We start from the raw sequence: 15,425 nt of genomic DNA, 5'->3' as shown, positions 1-15,425 counted from the left end.
ATGGACGCTGGGCTCAAGCGTGAGCTGGAGGAGAAGGTTCGCTCCGGCGAGCGGCTGACCCGTGAGGACGGCATCGCCCTCTACGAGTCCGACGACCTGGCCTGGCTCGGGGCGCTCGCCCACGAGGTGCGCACGCGGAAGAACGGCGACGTCGTCCACTTCAACGTCAACCGCCACCTCAACATGACGAACGTGTGCACCGCCTCGTGCGCCTACTGCTCGTTCCAGCGCAAGCCGGGCGAGAAGGACGCGTACACGATGCGCATCGAGGAGGCCGTGCGCCTGGCCAAGGCCATGGAGAACGAGAACCTCACCGAGCTGCACATCGTCAACGGCCTGCACCCCAGCCTGCCGTGGCGGTACTACCCGCGCTCGCTGTCCGCGCTGAAGGAGGCGCTGCCGAACGTCTCGCTGAAGGCGTTCACGGCGACCGAGATCCACCACTTCGAGACGATCTCCGGGCTGTCGGCCTCCGACATCCTGGACGAGCTGATCGAGGCCGGCCTGGAGTCCCTCACCGGCGGCGGCGCGGAGATCTTCGACTGGGAGGTCCGCCAGCACATCGTCGACCACCGCACCCACTGGGAGGACTGGTCGCGGATCCACCGGCTCGCGCACGAGAAGGGCCTCAAGACCCCGAGCACCATGCTCTACGGGCACATCGAGGAGCCGCGCCACCGCGTGGACCACGTGCTCCGGCTGCGCGAACTCCAGGACGAGACCGGCGGCTTCCAGGTCTTCATCCCGCTGCGGTACCAGCACGACTTCGTGGACATGAAGGACGGCAAGGTCCGCAACACCCTCCAGGCGCGGACCACGATGGCCACGGGGGCCGAGGCGCTGAAGACCTTCGCGGTCTCGCGGCTGCTCTTCGACAACGTGCAGCACGTGAAGGTCTTCTGGGTGATGCACGGCGTGCAGACCGCCCAGCTGGCGCTGCAGCACGGTGCGGACGACATGGACGGCTCGGTCGTCGAGTACAAGATCACGCACGACGCGGACAACTACGGCACGCCGAACAAGCTGAGCCGCGACGACCTGCTGGAGCTGATCCGCGAGGCCGGCTTCCGCCCGGTCGAGCGCAACACCCGGTACGAGGTCATCCGGGAGTACCCCGGCCCGGACGCGAACCTGCGCGAGACGCCGCAGGCGATGCGCGTCTGAGCCGGTTGCCGGCCGAAGGCCCTGGTCCCGTCGGGGGGACCGGGGCCTTTTCGGTGCCCGGAAGCGTGGGTAAGGGATACTCTCCCCGGGTGGCTCTCAGCTTCACCTTCGACCCGGTCGTCGACCCCGCCCTGCGCAACGGCATCGCCGAGCTCTGGACCGACGTGTCCAACGCCGGCGGCGCGGTCGGATTCGTCCCGCCCGTCACGGTGGACGACATCCGCCCCGAGCTGGTCAAGCACCTCGTCGCCATGGCCGAGGGCCGTCACCGCCTGGTCGTCGGCCGGGACGCGGGCGGAAGGGTCCGCGCCTGCGCCTTCCTGGCGCTCAACACCCATCGGCTGATGACCCACTGGGTCTGGGCCTACACCGTCATGGTCGCCCCCGACCTCCAGGGCCGGGGGGCCGGGCGCGCCCTGATGGAGGCCGTCGCCGACGCGGCGCGGAGCCTCGACGGCATCGAGGCCGTCCGGCTCACCTGCCGGGGCGGACTGGGGCTGGAGCACTTCTACGCGGCCTGCGGCTACAAGGAGGTCGGCCGGGTCCCCGACGCCATCCGGGTGGCCCCCGGCGACGACCGCGACGACATCACGATGCTGCTGCCGCTGCACTGAGCGGCCGGCGGTGCGGGGCCCGGGTGCGGGTTCGGGTTCGGGTGCGGGTTGCGGTGTGGCTGCCGGGCCGGGCGCAGGGTGTCCGATCTGCGGTTCGTGTCCGGTGATGACCCCGACGGCGCGGCCGCCGTCGGGGTCGTGCTTCACTGGACGGGCACGCTGACGACGTACCGACGACACAGAGAAGGGGTCACCGTGTCCCTCAAGCCGAGCGCGACGATCCGCTACACCGCGATGCGTCTGGGCATCTTCGTCGGATGCCTCGTCCTCGTCGCGGTCCTGGTCAACGTGGGCTGGGTGCCCGCGGGGCTCGGGGACGCCAACGTCGCCTGGGTCGTGCTGCTCGCCCTGGTGATCTCCGCGCCGCTGTCCTTCGTCCTGCTGCGCAAGCAGCGCGACGAGATGTCCGCGCAGATCGCGGGCCGCGTCGCGGGCGCGAAGGACCGGCTCGCCGCGAACCGCTCGCAGGAGGACGAGGCCGACGACGCCGCGCGCGTCAGCTCGTAGGCCCGGGCCGGCGCGGACCGGGCCCCTGGCCCGACCCGACCCGACCTGGCCGGCCCGTCCGGCCGGGCCGCCGGCCGCCGGTTACCTTCCTCACACGTCCGAGCGCCCCTGCACCGGGAACACCCCCGAGTGCAGGGGCGCTTGGTGTTCTCCGGAGGCGGGCAGAAGGGTGCGGTGCGACCCTGTCTCAAAGTGCATCTTTGAGGTTCTCAAAGGGAAAGTGTTAGCGTGTTAAACATGTTGACCCCAGTTGCGCACCACCTGACCGCGAGCATCCCGCTCGTGGCGCGCCTGCACGTCGACCTCTGCCGCCGCGCGTCCGCGGCCTGTTGCGGCTGTCGCTGAGTCCAGCACCCCCCTCGTTTCCTCCTCTTCTTTGCGCGTTACCCCCACCCGGAGAGTGTTCGTGTCCGCGACCCCTCAGGCCCCCGCCAAGGCCTCCTTCAAGTTCCCCTTCTGGGCCCAGATCGTCACCGGTCTCGTGCTCGGCGTCCTGTTCGGCTGGCTCGCCCGCACCCAGGACGTCAGCTGGCTCGCCACCACCCTGGAGAAGGTCGGCGACATCTTCGTCCAGCTGCTGAAGCTGGCCGTCGCCCCGCTCGTCTTCTTCGCGATCCTGGTGTCCATCACCAACCTGCGGAAGGTGAACAACGCCGCCCGCCTCGCCTCGCGCACGCTGCTGTGGTTCATGATCACGTCGCTGATCGCCGTCGGCATCGGCCTCGCGATCGGCCTGCTCACCAACCCCGGCGCGGGCACCGGCCTGACCCCGCAGGACGGCAAGCTGCCCAAGCGCACCGGCTCCTGGATCGACTTCCTGACCGGCATCGTGCCGAACGACGTCGTCACGCCGTTCACCGAGCTGAACGTCCTTCAGATCGTCTTCCTCGCTGCCGTCGCCGGTGTCGCCGCCCTCCAGCTGGGTGACAAGGCCCAGCCGGTCCTGAACGTCGCCGAATCGATTCTTCAGCTGCTGCAGAAGGCCCTGTGGTGGGTCATCCGCCTCGCCCCCGTCGGCACCGTCGGCCTCATCGGCACCGCCATCGCCTCGTACGGCTGGGAGCTCATCGGCAAGTACGCGACCTTCACCGCCGACGTCTACATCGGCTCCGCGCTCGTGATGTTCGGCGTCTACCCGCTGCTCCTCGCGACCGTCGCCAAGGTCAACCCGATCCAGTTCTTCAAGGGCGCCTGGCCCGCGATCCAGCTGGCCTTCGTCTCCCGCTCCTCCGTCGGCACCATGCCGGTCACCCAGAAGGTCACCGAGCGCCTCGGCGTCCCGAAGGAGTACGCCTCCTTCGCCGTCCCGTTCGGCGCCACCACCAAGATGGACGGCTGCGCCGCGATCTACCCGGCGCTCGCCGCGATCTTCATCGCGCAGATCTTCGACGTGCAGCTGACGGTCACCGACTACCTGCTGATCGCCTTCGTCTCGGTGGTCGGCTCCGCCGCCACGGCCGGCCTCACCGGCGCCACCGTCATGCTGACCCTCACCCTGTCCACCCTGGGCCTGCCCCTGGAGGGCGTCGGCCTGCTCATGGCCATCGACCCGATCCTGGACATGATGCGCACCGCCACCAACGTCGCCGGCCAGTCCCTGGTCCCCGTCGTGGTCGCGGCCCGCGAGGGGATCCTCGACAAGAAGGCCTACGACAGCGCCTCGTCCTCCCCTCTGGACGAGCGCGCCCCGGTGGTGGCCGCCGCCTGACAGGCGCCACCGCCCCACGCGCCGCAGCCCCCGACCGGTCCGATGCCGACCGGTCGGGGGCTGCGGCCTTTGCGTGCGGGCCTACGGGGTGTCCCGCGCGGCTCTACTCCAGGGTCGCCATGCGGATCCAGGCGATCGCGCCCAGGAGGGCGGGCGGGGCGAGCCACCACGGGCCCAGGGTCCGGCGGACCGGCGGGATCAGGGTGACCAGCAGCGCGAGCCCGCTCAGGCAGACCACCGTGAAGCACGCCGCCGAGATCCTCGTGTACCCGCGGTCGTCCCAGACGCCCTGCGGCCCGTAGCGCACCGCGGCCTGCGCGAGGAAGGCGTCCAGCGCGTGGACGAGCCCGAGCGGAAGGCCCAGCGCCCACTGCAGGCAGCCACGGTCCTCGGGCAGGTCGATGTTCTCGCGCCGGTACGTCACTGCACGCCCCCTCGGTGGTCATGGGCATGCTAATCGGCTCTTTCCGGCCAACGGGGCTCCGCCGCACGGCCGGGTGCCGGCCGGGTGTCGGCGGGGCGGCGGCTTCGGGGAAGGGAGCGGCGGGTTCGGTGGGAGTTCCGTGCGGGTTCGCACGAGGGGTGTTCAGCGCGGTTACCCGTGCGTACATTACCGCCGGTAACTCAGCGTCCCCGTGCCGAGCCGAGAAGGAGCGCCGTGGAACTGCAGACCGTGCCGAAGCTGGTCGAGCCCGTCAGGACCGTCGTCGACGGGGTGGTGCGCGAGGTCGAGGTACCCGCGCTCGCCGGGGTCCCGGCCAGCGGATCGCTCGGCGACATCCCCTTCCACAACGCCCGCGAGGCCCCCGGCGCCGCCGTCCTCTCCCGCAAGCAGCAGGACGGCACCTGGCGCGACGTCACCGCAGCCCAGTTCGCCGCCGAGGTCCTGGCCGTGGCCAAGGGACTCATCGCCGAGGGGCTGCGGGAGGGCGACCGGATCGCCATCATGGCCCGCACCACCTACGAGTGGACCCTGCTCGACTTCGCCGCCTGGGCCGCCGGACTGGTCACCGTACCCGTCTACCCCACCTCCTCCGCCCTCCAGGCCCGCTGGATCATCCAGGACTCCGGCGCCGTGGCCTGCGCCGTCGAGGACACCACCCAGGCCCGCCTCCTCAGTGCCGAGCGGCCCAACCTGCCCTGGCTGGCCCACCTGTGGGAATTCGACACCGGCGCACTGGCCCGGCTCGTCAAAGCCGGCGAACAGGTACCCGACGCCGTCGTGCACGCCCGCCGCGCCGCCCGCACGCCCGACTCCGTCGCCACCCTCATCTACACCTCCGGCACCACCGGCCTGCCCAAGGGCTGCGTCATCACCCACGCCAACTTCTTCGCCGAAGCCGACAACGCCGTCGAACTACTGCACCCCGTCTTCACGTCCGTCAGCAGCGAACCCGCATCGACCCTGCTGTTCCTGCCGCTCAGCCACGTCTTCGGCCGCATGGTCGCCATCGGATGCCTGCGCGCGCGGGTCAGGCTCGGGCACGCCCCCAGCCTGCAGACCGAGGACCTGCTCGCCGACCTCGCCGGCTTCCGGCCCACGTTCCTGCTCGCCATCCCCTACGTGCTGGAGAAGGTCTACAACACCGCCCGGGTCACCGCCGAACGGATGGGCCGCGCCTCCTCCTTCGACCGGGCCGCACGCATCGCGCAGCGCTACGGCGAAACGATCGAAGAGGGCACCCCGGGGCTGGGGCTGCGGATGGCCCGCGCCCTGTACGACCCCCTCGTCTACCGGCGCATCCGCGCGGCACTCGGCGGGAGCGTGCGCTACGTCCTCAGCGGCGGCTCACCCCTCGGGCGGCGGCTCGCCGCCTTCTACACCGGGGCCGGTATCGAGGTCTTCGAGGGCTACGGGCTCACCGAGACGACCGGAGCCAGCACCGTGACCCCGCCGCAGAAACCACGGCTCGGGACGGTCGGCTGGCCCCTGCCCGGCACGGCCGTGCGGATCGCGGAGGACGGCGAGGTACTGCTCCGGGGCCGACACGTCTTCGCCGGCTACTGGAACACGGCCGCCGCGGACACCCCGGGCGACGGCCCCTTCCTCGTCGGAGGCTGGCTCGCCACCGGGGACATCGGCGAACTCGACGCCGACGGGTACCTGACGATCACCGGCCGCAAGAAGGACGTGATCATCACCTCCGCCGGCAAGAACGTGGCCCCGGCCCCGCTGGAGGACTGGCTGCGGGCCCACCCGCTCGTCGGCCAGTGCCTGGTCGTCGGCGACAACCGGCCGTACGTCACCGCGCTGATCACCCTCGAACCGGAGGGGCTCGCCCACTGGCGGGCGATGCGGAGGAAGGAAGGCGTGCCGATGCGGGAACTGGTCCGCGACGAGGAACTGCGGGCCGAGCTCCAGCGCGCGGTGGACGACGCCAACCGGCTGGTGTCCCGATCCGAGTCGATCCGCAGGTTCACGATCCTGCCGGGAGGGTTCACCGAGGCCCGGGGACACCTGACACCCTCACTGAAGCTGAAACGGACAGCCATCGTCCGGGACCACGAAGCGGAGATCGAGGAGCTGTACCGCGAGGACTGACGGAGGAGGGGGATCGAGGCGTGAGCCCCCTCCGTGTACGTCAGCCGCAGTTCAGCGTCTTCAGGGTCTCCGCCATGTAGGCGCGCATGAACGCCTCGACGGCGGGCCGCAGGTCCTGCTTCATCTTGTCGGCCCGTTCCACCTGCATCGTGAGGGTGAAGTGGTCGCCGCCTGCCGTCTTGCAGGGGGCTGTGGCCGTGGCGCCTTCGTTACCGAGTACGGAGTCCTCGAAGCCGAGGTCCACCCTGGCGGGTTCCGTCAGCTCCAGGACCTTGTTCTCGCGGGAGGAAGCCAGCAGGTCCCCTGGTGGGCCGTCATGCCAGCCGAACCGGAAGTTGAGCGCGCGTTCACCGTCCACGGTGACGACACACGGCGCTGTCACCTTTGGTTGGCTCCGGTCCACCCTGCTGGCCTCTGCGATCTTTCCGTGCGGCCGCAACAGGGGACCGGACAGGTCCGGGGAGATGGGTGTGCCGCAGATCGTCCCCGGAATGGCCTCGTCGACGGTGCTGCAGGCCACCAGGGACAGGAGGAGGGCGGCACCGGCGGCGACCGCAGTTATGCCCCGCCTCATTCGGCAGCCCCGCTCTCCGGCGGGGCGACGGCCTTGGCGCGGGCCGCGCCGGCCCCGGCGGCCTCGTCCATCGTGGACTGGTGGTCGAACCGGCTGCCGTCCTTGTCGTGCTGCTTCACCCACTCGTCGGTCAGCGCCATCAGCTGATTGGTGCGCTTCTGGAATGCCTCGTAGGTCTTGTCCTCGTACCCCTTGTCGATGTGCTTCTGCTCGTCGGCCAGCCACTTGTCGACCACGTAGTCGAAGCCGGCCTGGACCTCCGCGTCATAGGCGGGCAGGTAGCCGATCGCCGTGTCGAACATCCACTTGTCGTCCCAAGCGGCCTTCTCGGCCGGGCCGACGGCCGCGGTGCGGGCCTCCTCCAGGAAACCGACGGTGCGGCCGGCCCGTACCAGGGATTCCTCCGGGTGCTTCTGGTTCGGCTCGTGGATCTCGTGGACCATGGCCTGGTTGATGCCGTAGTTCAGCGCGCCGTAGGCCTCCTGGTCCTTGGAGACCTGCTTGATGACCTCGTACATGTCGTTCTGCTCCACCGGCAGGGAGCGCATGTCCACGCTGCTGGTGACCTCGTGCACCGTGCCGGCGTGGTTCACCAGGACGTTCGCCATCGGCTCGCGCAGCGACTCGGGAAGGTCGTCGCCGGCCTCCGCGAACTCGCTGATCGCGTTCTTGAAGACGGCCTTGTTGTCGGCGGAGTGCTCGACGAACTTCGGGTTGTCCGAGGACGGGTCGATGCCGGTGGCACCGGCCAGCAGCGCGGCGCCGAAGCCCGCCCGGTCGTCCTTGTCGAGTGCGGCGGAGTAGTGCACGGAGTTGCCGTGCTCGTTGGCCTCCAGCACCACCTCCCAGTTGCGGTCCATGAGGTGCTTCATCCGGTCCTCGTCCTTGAGGTAGGACGCCGCCGCCTCCGGGTTGTGGCTCATCACGCCGAGCAGCCCGTCCATCGGGTCGTTGGCGAACCAGCCGGTCCGCTCCCCGTCGTACTCGCCGCCCTTCATGACCCAGATGTCCTTGCGGTCCTTCTCGGCCTTCATGATGTCGTCGCCCATGTCGTGCAGGAACTGCTTCGAGTAGTCCCCGCCGCCCTGGCCCATCAGCGTGACCAGCGACTGGTAGCCGTACGCCTTCTCCAGTCGCAGATCCGTGAAGGAGGTGTTCCGGCGCTCCAGGCCCTCCTTCTGCATGTCGGCCCGGAACTTCTTGTACGTCTCCGAGTTCGGGTCCTTCGTCGCCGAGGCGAGCGTCGCCCCGAGGCCCTTCTGCAGATCCGTGTAGTCCCCCTTGTTCGCGGGGTTCTTGACGTGGATCTCGTCGCTGAGCCGGTTCGTCAGCTCGATCGTGCCCTTCGCCCCCAACCCGTTGATGAACACCTGGCTGAACTCGGGCTTGCCCGAGTTGTCGCGGAAGGACCGCTGGAGCTCCGCCATCTCGGCCGCAGGGATCTTCTCGCCCCCCGCCAGGCGGGTGGCGATGCTCTCGGCGTTCCGCGCCTCGTACACCTCGACGTCACCCTGCGCCTTGCCGTTGAAGCCAGTGCCGAAGGTGGTGTCGTTCTTGTCGCCGTAGCCGTCAGCGCAGGCCGCCTCCAGCGCGATCTTCACGCCCTGGTCGGCGTCGTCGAGGGCCTTGACCGCGCCGGCTATGTGCTGCGTCCAGGAGTTCTCGGCGTTCTTCAGGTCCGGATCGTGCCGGGCGGCGTTCGCAGTGGCCGCGTCCACCTTGGAGTAGTCGAAGCTGCACCGGCCCTCTTCGGACACCTTCATGCCCGCCTTCACCGCGTCGTCGCGGGCGGACTCGACCTTCTTCTTCAGGTCGGTGAACTGCTCGTGTGCGTCACGCAGCAGGCTGGCGATCGCCTTCGCCTGCGTCTGCGCGGCCGAGTACTCGTAGCGGGTGCCCGCGAAGTTGGTGTGGGCAGCGCTGGCGCTCACACCGTTCCAGGTCTGACCCCCCATGGTGATCTTCTCGACGCTGTCCCGGTAGCGTTCCTCGACCTTCTTGAACTCGCCCGCCATCGCATCCCACTTGGCTGCGGCCGTGGACAGCTGTCCGAAGTCGGTCGTCATGACCTCGTGGTACGTCAACATGGTTCCTGCCCCCGCCGCCTAGAGCCCGTTCAGTTTCGATTCCGACGACGGCTTCACGAGGTTGAAGCCCTCACCGGTCGTGATGTCGTTGCGCAGGAACATGTTCGACGTCCCGCGCAGCGCGGTCTTCTCCGAGGCCAGTCGGCCCATCAAGCCGATCACCTGCCGGTCCCAGGTTTCCAGCGCCTTCTTCAGGCCGGCTGCCGTGCTCCAGCCGTCGAAGGCCTTGACCGTGTTGTTCGAGGCCTCGTCGGCGTGGTCGCCGGCCTTCTTGGTGTTCGGCTCCAGTTCGGTCTCGATGGTGTTCGCCGCGGCCTTCTTCTCCGCCGGTGTCGACGCGAAGTCCCCGGTGCCGGGGAACAGCGGGCCGGGCGGCTGTCCCGAGTTCAGCCGCATTGCCGCCTGGTCTGCCGCGGCGAACCGCGCCTGACTCCCATCCTGCTCGAACCCCATGGTGGTACCCCCCCCGCAGTGCTTGTTTCGGCGTTTGTCGGTGGTTCGTGGTCGTTTGGAACGTCTTCGCGACGCTATCAGGGGCGGAGCCGCTGCCCGCCTCCAGTGGCCTGCGGCTGGTCGTGTGTCCGGAACCTGACGCCGGGGTCGCCCGTTTGGCCGGTTCGTGCAGGTCGGGGGTGGGCTGCGGGTGGCTGCCCGGTTCTCGGGCGGCGGGGGCGGGCCCGGGCGTTTATCGTGGGCTGACGGATCGGGGGGCCGCCCCGAGGAGGGTGCAGTGCACCGTTCCCGTTCCCGTTCCCGCTCGCGTTCCCGTACCGGGGCCGCGGTCGGCGTCGGCTGCCTGTTGGTGTCCACCGCCGTCGCCGCCGTGCCGGGTGCCGGTCCCGCGGCGACATCCGGATCGGCTGCTGTGCTCGTTCGCGCGTCCGCCGTCCCTTCCGATTCCCCGTCTTCCGGCCGGCCCCGCATCCGGTGGGGCGCCTGCCCCGTACGGCCCGTGCCCGCCGGGATGCGGTGCGGCACCCTCACCGTGCCGCTGGACCACTCCGCCCCCGCCAAGGGCACCCTCCGCATCGCCCTCGCCGAGATACCGGCCAACGGACCCCGCGCCGGGCACCGCGGCTCGCTGCTGCTGAACTTCGGCGGGCCCGGCGGCTCGGGCGTCGAGGGCCTCGCCGCCCACGCCAAGGACCTCGCGGAACTCGGCGAACGCTTCGACCTCGTCGCCTTCGACCCCCGCGGGGTCGGTCACAGCGCCCCCGTCAGCTGCGGCGGCTCGCTCGACCCCGACCCCGTCGACTCCGACGACCCCGCGGACGAGCTCGCCGCCGTCCGCGGCGTCGTCGCGCGCTGCGAACGGGCCTCCGGGCCGGTCCTGCCGTACATCGGCACCGTGCACGCCTCCCGGGACATGGACCTCGTCCGCCGGGCCCTCGGCGAGGACCGGCTCGACTACCTCGGCTTCTCCTACGGCACCCGCCTCGGCGTCGTGTACGCCGCCCAGTTCCCCGACCGGGTCGGCCGCATGGCCCTCGACGGCGTCGACACCCTCACCGAATCCCGCGTCGAGCAGGCCCTCGCCACCGCGCAGGGCCAGCAGCAGGCCCTGGACAACTTCCTGTCCTGGTGCACCCGTCAGCCCGGCTGCGTGTACGGGACGAACACCCGCACCGCCAAGGAGGACGTGGCCGCCTTCGTCGCCCGGCTCGACGTCGCTCCCCTCGTCGACGCGGACGGCGCCCTCTTCACCGGGCAGGACGCCGCCACCACCATCGGCAGCGCCCTCTACTCCCGGGAGCTGTGGCCCGCCCTCGCCAAGGCCCTCGCCCTGGTCGAGCGCGAGCGCGACCCGCGCGGCCTGCTCCACCTCGGCTCCCCCGCCGGCGCGGAGGAGGGCGCGGGTACGGATCAGGACCCGGATGCGGGCGGTTCCGCACGGCCGCCCGGTCGCGTCCCCGCCGACAACGCCGTGGCCGCGATGACCGCCGTGAACTGCGCCGACGATCCCGACCGCAGCAGCGACGAGGAGAGCCCCGCGGCGGTGGCGGCGCGGATCGACGGCCTGCGGGAGGAGTTCCGGCAGGCCTCGGCGGTCTTCGGGCCACGGCAGCTGCTGACCGTCCTGGCCTGCTACGGGCGCCCGGCCGGCACCGACTTCATCCGCAGGATCGACCGGCCCGGCGCCCCGCGCATGCTCCTCGTCGGCACCCGGGGCGACCCGGCGACCCCGTACCGGTGGACCGAGGAGACCGCCCAACGCCTCGGTTCCGCCGTCGTCATCGACTACAAGGGCGACGGGCACACGGGCTACGGCAGCTCGACGTGCGTGCGCGGCTACGTCGACGACTTCCTGATCGACGGCCACCTGCCGGGCGGAACGCGGTCCTGCCCGGCGCAGGAATGACCGCAGGTGGGAAGCCTTGCCCGAACGCATGGTCGAATATGCGATCGAACATTCATTCGTATACGGTGACGCCCATGGGGAACTTCGTACTGGTACCCGGCGCATGGCTCGGGGCATGGGCGTGGGACGCGGTGGTGGAGGAACTGCGCGCGGCGGGCCACGACGCCCACCCGCTGACGCTGTCCGGCCTCGCCGAGCGGCGTGCGACCGGCTCCTGGGCGGGCCAGCAGACGCACGTGCACGACATCGTCGACGTCGTCGAGCGCCTGGACCTCCACGACGTCGTCCTGGTCGGACACAGCTACGCGGGCGTCCCGGTGGGCCAGGCCGCCGAGTTGGTCTCCGACCGGCTGGCCCGGGTGGTCTTCGTCGACGCCGACGTGCCGGTGGACGGGGAGCCGTTCGTCTCCGGCTGGCCGGGCGGGGCCGAGGTGGTCGCCTCCGTCGAGGCGAACGACGGCTTCTGGCCGCCGCTGACGGCGGCCGACTGCGCGGGCCAGGGCCTGGACGAGGAGCAGATCGCCCGCATCGTGGCCGGCTCCACCCCGCACCCGGGCGCCACCCTGACGGAACCGGCGGCACTCGCCCGCTCGTTGGGCGAGCTCCCGGCGGTGTACGTGAAGTGCCTGCTGGACGGGCCCGAACCGCCGCCCGCGGCGGCCGAACTCCTCAAGAACGACAGCTGGACCCTGCGGACCCTGGACACGGGTCACTGGCCGATGTTCTCCCGCCCGCAGGAACTGGCGCGGCTCCTGGCGGAGGTGGGGGAGGAGCGGCGGGAGCGGGAGGGGTAGTCGGCGCCCCGCCGGCCGCCGCCCCCTCACCCCTCTTGCGCCAGCACCTCGTCCTGGTGGGCCAGCACTTCGGGCCACGCCGTCGCGTGGTTGTCGCGGGCCGTCTCGTCGTAGAAGCCGGCGTGGGTCAGGTGCAGGCGGGAGCCGATGGGGTGGGGGCCGAGGCGGACGGTGACGACCGTCTCGGCGCCCGCCGTGCCGGCGCGGCCCGTCACCCAGGTCAGTTCCACCAGTCGGCCGGGTTCCAGTCGGAGGAAGCGCCCGTAGTGCGGATGGCGGGCCCGTGGCGTCTGAGGGTCGCCGGCGAACTCGGTCTCGAAGAAGAACGGCGCGTTCACCTCGGGCCGCATCAGGACCGAGCCCGGCGCGGCGAACCAGCGGTCGAACCGTTGCGTCCACGCCAGGTACAGCGCGTGCGGCGATGCGAGCATCGCGCGCTCGACGGTCAACTGGTGGGGGCGGTCGGCCAGGTCGGGGGTGCGGATCGGCTCGGTCACCACGGCACCACCGTAGTGAGGCGCGGGGCGGGCGGCCGGGAGCCGCGCCCGGGCGCCCGCGCTCCCTCAAGCGTCCGCCGTCAGGCCTTTCGCTCCGCCCTGAGGTGGGCCAGCTCTTCCTCGTGCCGTCTCAGGTCCAGGGCCACCGTGCCCCTCGTGTACTGGAAGGTGCCGGCGGCGGCCAGCGGGACGGAGAGGGTGAGGAGGGCCAGGAGGTCAGCCGGATCCCGTTCCGTGGCGCAGCGTTGGCCCTCGGCGTCGGCGTACGAGCGCCGTCTTCCGTCGCCCTCGTCGTAGAAGACGGGGGAGGCGCAGTCGGTGCTCCGGCTGGAGCCGTAGTTGACGGTGAAGGGGGCCAGCAGCTGGTAGGCGAGCCAGAGCCAGACGGCGCCCGCTGCGATGAGCAGGTACACCCCCAGGGTGCGCATGCGGTCCGCGCGGGCGCGGAAGGTCGTCTCATGGGCCTCTGCTGTCATGTGCGCCGAATCTAGTCGAACGCGCGCCCGGCCCCCCGTCCCCGCCCCGGTCGCCCTTCGGGTGTCCGTCCCCAATCCGCCATGGAATGGACAAGAGCCGTCAAGTAAGCACCTATTGGCGCATAACCGTCGGCGGCCCTCCCCCGTTGGGCGTTCTGTCGCCGTACCGGACGAAGCCGAGACGAATGGTGTGTCACATCTCCCGGGGCGCCGGTGAGTCGCCTTCGAATACCTGATAGACAGTGGATATTCACGGCTCGACCCGCCGTACAACTTGCCGGCCGCCTTGGGGGGATCGCCGCACTGTGAAGCCGCTTCACCGCCACCTCGTCAACACCTCGCGCAAGGTCCTGTGCACGGCCGCGCTCGCGGCCAGCCTGACGACCGCAGCCGTGGTGACCAACCCGCCGACGGCCGACGCGGGCGAGTCCGAGCCCACCCCGGACAGCCCCCAGGCCACCGACCGCGGCGACGCCCGCCTGGACCTGCCCGGCGACCTCGCCGATCCGGCGGTGCCGCCGGCCGCCGGTGCGGGCGAGGGGGCCAGCGGGATCCCCGCGACCGCCCTCGACGCCTACAAGCGGGCGGAGACCGCGGTCGCCGCCGCGCTCCCGAAGTGCAAACTGCCCTGGCAGCTCCTCGCGGGCATCGGCCGGGTGGAGTCGGTCCACGCCTCCGGCTACGGGCTCAAGGCCGACGGGTACACCGAGAAGCCGATCCGCGGCCCCCAGCTGAACGGCCAGGGCTTCGCCGAGATCAAGGACACCGACAAGGGCGAGTTCGACGGCGACGCGGCCTACGACCGGGCCGTCGGCCCCATGCAGTTCATCCCCTCCACCTGGGCCACCTGGGGCGCCGACGGCAACGGCGACTCCAAGCGCGACCCGAACAACATCTACGACGCGGCCCTCGGCGCCGGCCTGTACCTGTGCGCGGGCGACCGCAACCTCTCCGACCCGGCGCAGATCGACCGGGCGATCCTCAGCTACAACAACTCGCGCGAGTACGTGAACACCGTGCTCGGGTTCATGAAGCAGTACCAGAACGGTGTCGGCGAGGTGCCCAACCCGCCCACCGGGAGCTACCCGACGCCCACCAACCCGGTGCTGCCGACCCCGCGCCCCGGCACGCAGACGAAGCCGTCCACCGGCGGCGGGGCGACCACCCAGCCGTCCACCCAGCCCTCGACGAAGCCGTCGACGAACCCCACCAACCCGTCCAAGCCGGCCGAGCCGCAGAAGCCCGCGCCCGTGCCGTACCTGGCCAAGGTGGAGGTGCTCGGCAGCACCGAGCTCAAGGCGGAGGCCGGAGCCGCGTTCACCGCGGTGCCGCGGGTCAAGGCGGTGCTCAGCGACGGCAAGCCGGCCAAGGGGCAGGCCGTCCTGTTCGAGGTCGAGAACGACACGACGGGCACGTACTTCGGTACGCAGGGTCGGCTCCACCTGGTGGTGCAGACCGACGCCGAGGGCGTCGCCGCCGCGCCGGGCCTGGTGGCCGGAGCCACGCCGGGCACCTTCACGCTGCGGGCCTCGGGCTACGGCACCGCCACCCAGTTCACGGTGAACTTCAAGGGCGTCGTCTCGGCGAAGCCCGTCCCGGCGGTCGCCGACCTGCTGACGCGTACCGACGCGGGTGCGGGCAAGCCGCTGGAGGTCGTCGCCGGGACTGCCGTCCGGGGCATCGAGGTCAAGGCGACCGCCGGCGGCAAGGCCGTGGCCGGTACGCAGGCGACCGCCGGCCTGGTGGAGCAGGACAAGGCGACCGGCCTGTGGGTCCCGGTGGACCCGGCGAAGGCGACGGGCCCCTACTTCAAGGGCGCCAAGGACGGCGAGAAGCTGTTCAGCCTGGAGCTGGCCGCCTCCGCCGCCGACGGCCTGATCGCCCTGCCGGAGCTGCTGACCACGGACGTCGCCCCGGGCACGTACCACCTGCGGCTGATCACCAAGGAGAAGGTGGCCCTGGTCCTGGAGCTGAAGGTGACCGCCAAGGCGGAGACCCCGGCCCCGCAGACACCGTCCCCCTCCCCGTCTCCGACGGCACCCGCGGTGAAGCCGTAACGGCCCGGCCCCCCGGACGGCCCCCGAGACGACGGCCGGCCGCCAC

Annotated in this window: 15 protein-coding genes; 9 read left to right on the top strand and 6 right to left on the bottom strand. The window is 71.1% G+C overall.

Going from position 1 to position 15,425, the window contains the following annotated elements:
- The 5 genes from mqnE (at window position 1) to ACSHWO_RS14965 (ending at window position 3,993) form a co-directional block, all read left to right on the top strand.
- Window positions 1-1,164, top strand: coding sequence for an aminofutalosine synthase MqnE (mqnE, locus tag ACSHWO_RS14985; RefSeq protein WP_361090986.1), 1,164 nt, complete (start codon window positions 1-3; stop codon window positions 1,162-1,164).
- Between the two features lie 89 nt (window positions 1,165-1,253).
- Entirely contained in the window at window positions 1,254-1,778 is a 525-nt protein-coding gene (locus ACSHWO_RS14980) for a GNAT family N-acetyltransferase (RefSeq protein WP_385848084.1), read from the top strand.
- Window positions 1,779-2,012: 234 nt separating this feature from the next.
- Window positions 2,013-2,285, top strand: coding sequence for a DUF4229 domain-containing protein (locus ACSHWO_RS14975; protein ID WP_438319102.1), 273 nt, complete (start codon window positions 2,013-2,015; stop codon window positions 2,283-2,285).
- 237 nt (window positions 2,286-2,522) lie between these two features.
- Window positions 2,523-2,630: a putative leader peptide gene (locus tag ACSHWO_RS14970; RefSeq protein WP_361090977.1), complete on the top strand. Its 108-nt coding sequence runs from the start codon at window positions 2,523-2,525 to the stop codon at window positions 2,628-2,630.
- Between the two features lie 55 nt (window positions 2,631-2,685).
- Entirely contained in the window at window positions 2,686-3,993 is a 1,308-nt protein-coding gene (locus ACSHWO_RS14965) for a dicarboxylate/amino acid:cation symporter (RefSeq protein ID WP_385848087.1), read from the top strand.
- 103 nt (window positions 3,994-4,096) lie between these two features.
- On the opposite strand, the gene ACSHWO_RS14960 is transcribed toward ACSHWO_RS14965, so the two are convergent.
- Entirely contained in the window at window positions 4,097-4,417 is a 321-nt protein-coding gene (locus ACSHWO_RS14960) for a hypothetical protein (protein ID WP_438312364.1), read from the bottom strand.
- A 234-nt stretch (window positions 4,418-4,651) separates the two neighbouring features.
- On the opposite strand from ACSHWO_RS14960, the gene ACSHWO_RS14955 reads away from it, so the two are divergent.
- The gene (locus ACSHWO_RS14955) at window positions 4,652-6,535 is read left to right on the top strand and encodes an AMP-dependent synthetase/ligase (RefSeq protein WP_438312361.1); all 1,884 of its coding nucleotides are present in this window, start codon (window positions 4,652-4,654) and stop codon (window positions 6,533-6,535) included.
- 40 nt (window positions 6,536-6,575) lie between these two features.
- On the opposite strand, the gene ACSHWO_RS14950 is transcribed toward ACSHWO_RS14955, so the two are convergent.
- The 3 genes from ACSHWO_RS14950 to ACSHWO_RS14940 all read right to left on the bottom strand — a co-directional run bounded on the left by ACSHWO_RS14950 (window position 6,576) and on the right by ACSHWO_RS14940 (window position 9,592).
- Window positions 6,576-6,917 (bottom strand): hypothetical protein, encoded by a 342-nt coding sequence (locus ACSHWO_RS14950; protein WP_438312359.1) that lies wholly within the window; start codon window positions 6,915-6,917, stop codon window positions 6,576-6,578.
- Between the two features lie 188 nt (window positions 6,918-7,105).
- The gene (locus ACSHWO_RS14945; RefSeq protein ID WP_438312357.1) at window positions 7,106-9,175 is read right to left on the bottom strand and encodes a hypothetical protein; all 2,070 of its coding nucleotides are present in this window, start codon (window positions 9,173-9,175) and stop codon (window positions 7,106-7,108) included.
- Window positions 9,176-9,214: 39 nt separating this feature from the next.
- On the bottom strand, window positions 9,215-9,592 hold the full coding sequence (locus ACSHWO_RS14940; protein ID WP_438312355.1) for a hypothetical protein: 378 nt from the start codon (window positions 9,590-9,592) through the stop codon (window positions 9,215-9,217).
- A gap of 556 nt (window positions 9,593-10,148) precedes the next feature.
- On the opposite strand from ACSHWO_RS14940, the gene ACSHWO_RS14935 reads away from it, so the two are divergent.
- Window positions 10,149-11,555 carry an alpha/beta hydrolase gene (locus ACSHWO_RS14935; protein WP_438312352.1) on the top strand — a complete coding sequence of 469 codons (1,407 nt, stop codon included), beginning with the start codon at window positions 10,149-10,151 and terminating at the stop codon, window positions 11,553-11,555.
- A gap of 74 nt (window positions 11,556-11,629) precedes the next feature.
- The gene (locus ACSHWO_RS14930; RefSeq protein ID WP_438312350.1) at window positions 11,630-12,349 is read left to right on the top strand and encodes an alpha/beta fold hydrolase; all 720 of its coding nucleotides are present in this window, start codon (window positions 11,630-11,632) and stop codon (window positions 12,347-12,349) included.
- 26 nt (window positions 12,350-12,375) lie between these two features.
- Here the strand turns inward: ACSHWO_RS14930 and ACSHWO_RS14925 are convergent, their stop codons facing one another.
- Both ACSHWO_RS14925 and ACSHWO_RS14920 read right to left on the bottom strand, forming a co-directional pair.
- Window positions 12,376-12,849 (bottom strand): SRPBCC family protein, encoded by a 474-nt coding sequence (locus tag ACSHWO_RS14925; protein ID WP_438312348.1) that lies wholly within the window; start codon window positions 12,847-12,849, stop codon window positions 12,376-12,378.
- A gap of 77 nt (window positions 12,850-12,926) precedes the next feature.
- A complete protein-coding gene (locus ACSHWO_RS14920) occupies window positions 12,927-13,322 on the bottom strand; it encodes a hypothetical protein (RefSeq protein ID WP_385848106.1) in 396 nt (131 codons plus the stop codon).
- A 305-nt stretch (window positions 13,323-13,627) separates the two neighbouring features.
- Between ACSHWO_RS14920 and ACSHWO_RS14915 the strand changes: the two genes are divergently transcribed.
- The gene (locus tag ACSHWO_RS14915) at window positions 13,628-15,379 is read left to right on the top strand and encodes a lytic transglycosylase domain-containing protein (RefSeq protein ID WP_438312346.1); all 1,752 of its coding nucleotides are present in this window, start codon (window positions 13,628-13,630) and stop codon (window positions 15,377-15,379) included.
- Window positions 15,380-15,425 lie beyond the last annotated feature (46 nt).

The sequence above is a fragment of the Streptomyces pallidus (ex Mingjun et al. 2026) genome (genome assembly GCF_051550185.1).
In the GTDB taxonomy this organism is placed as follows: domain Bacteria; phylum Actinomycetota; class Actinomycetes; order Streptomycetales; family Streptomycetaceae; genus Streptomyces.
The sequence above is the reverse complement of the archived record's forward strand: the minus strand, read 5'-3'. Positions and strand labels throughout refer to the sequence as shown.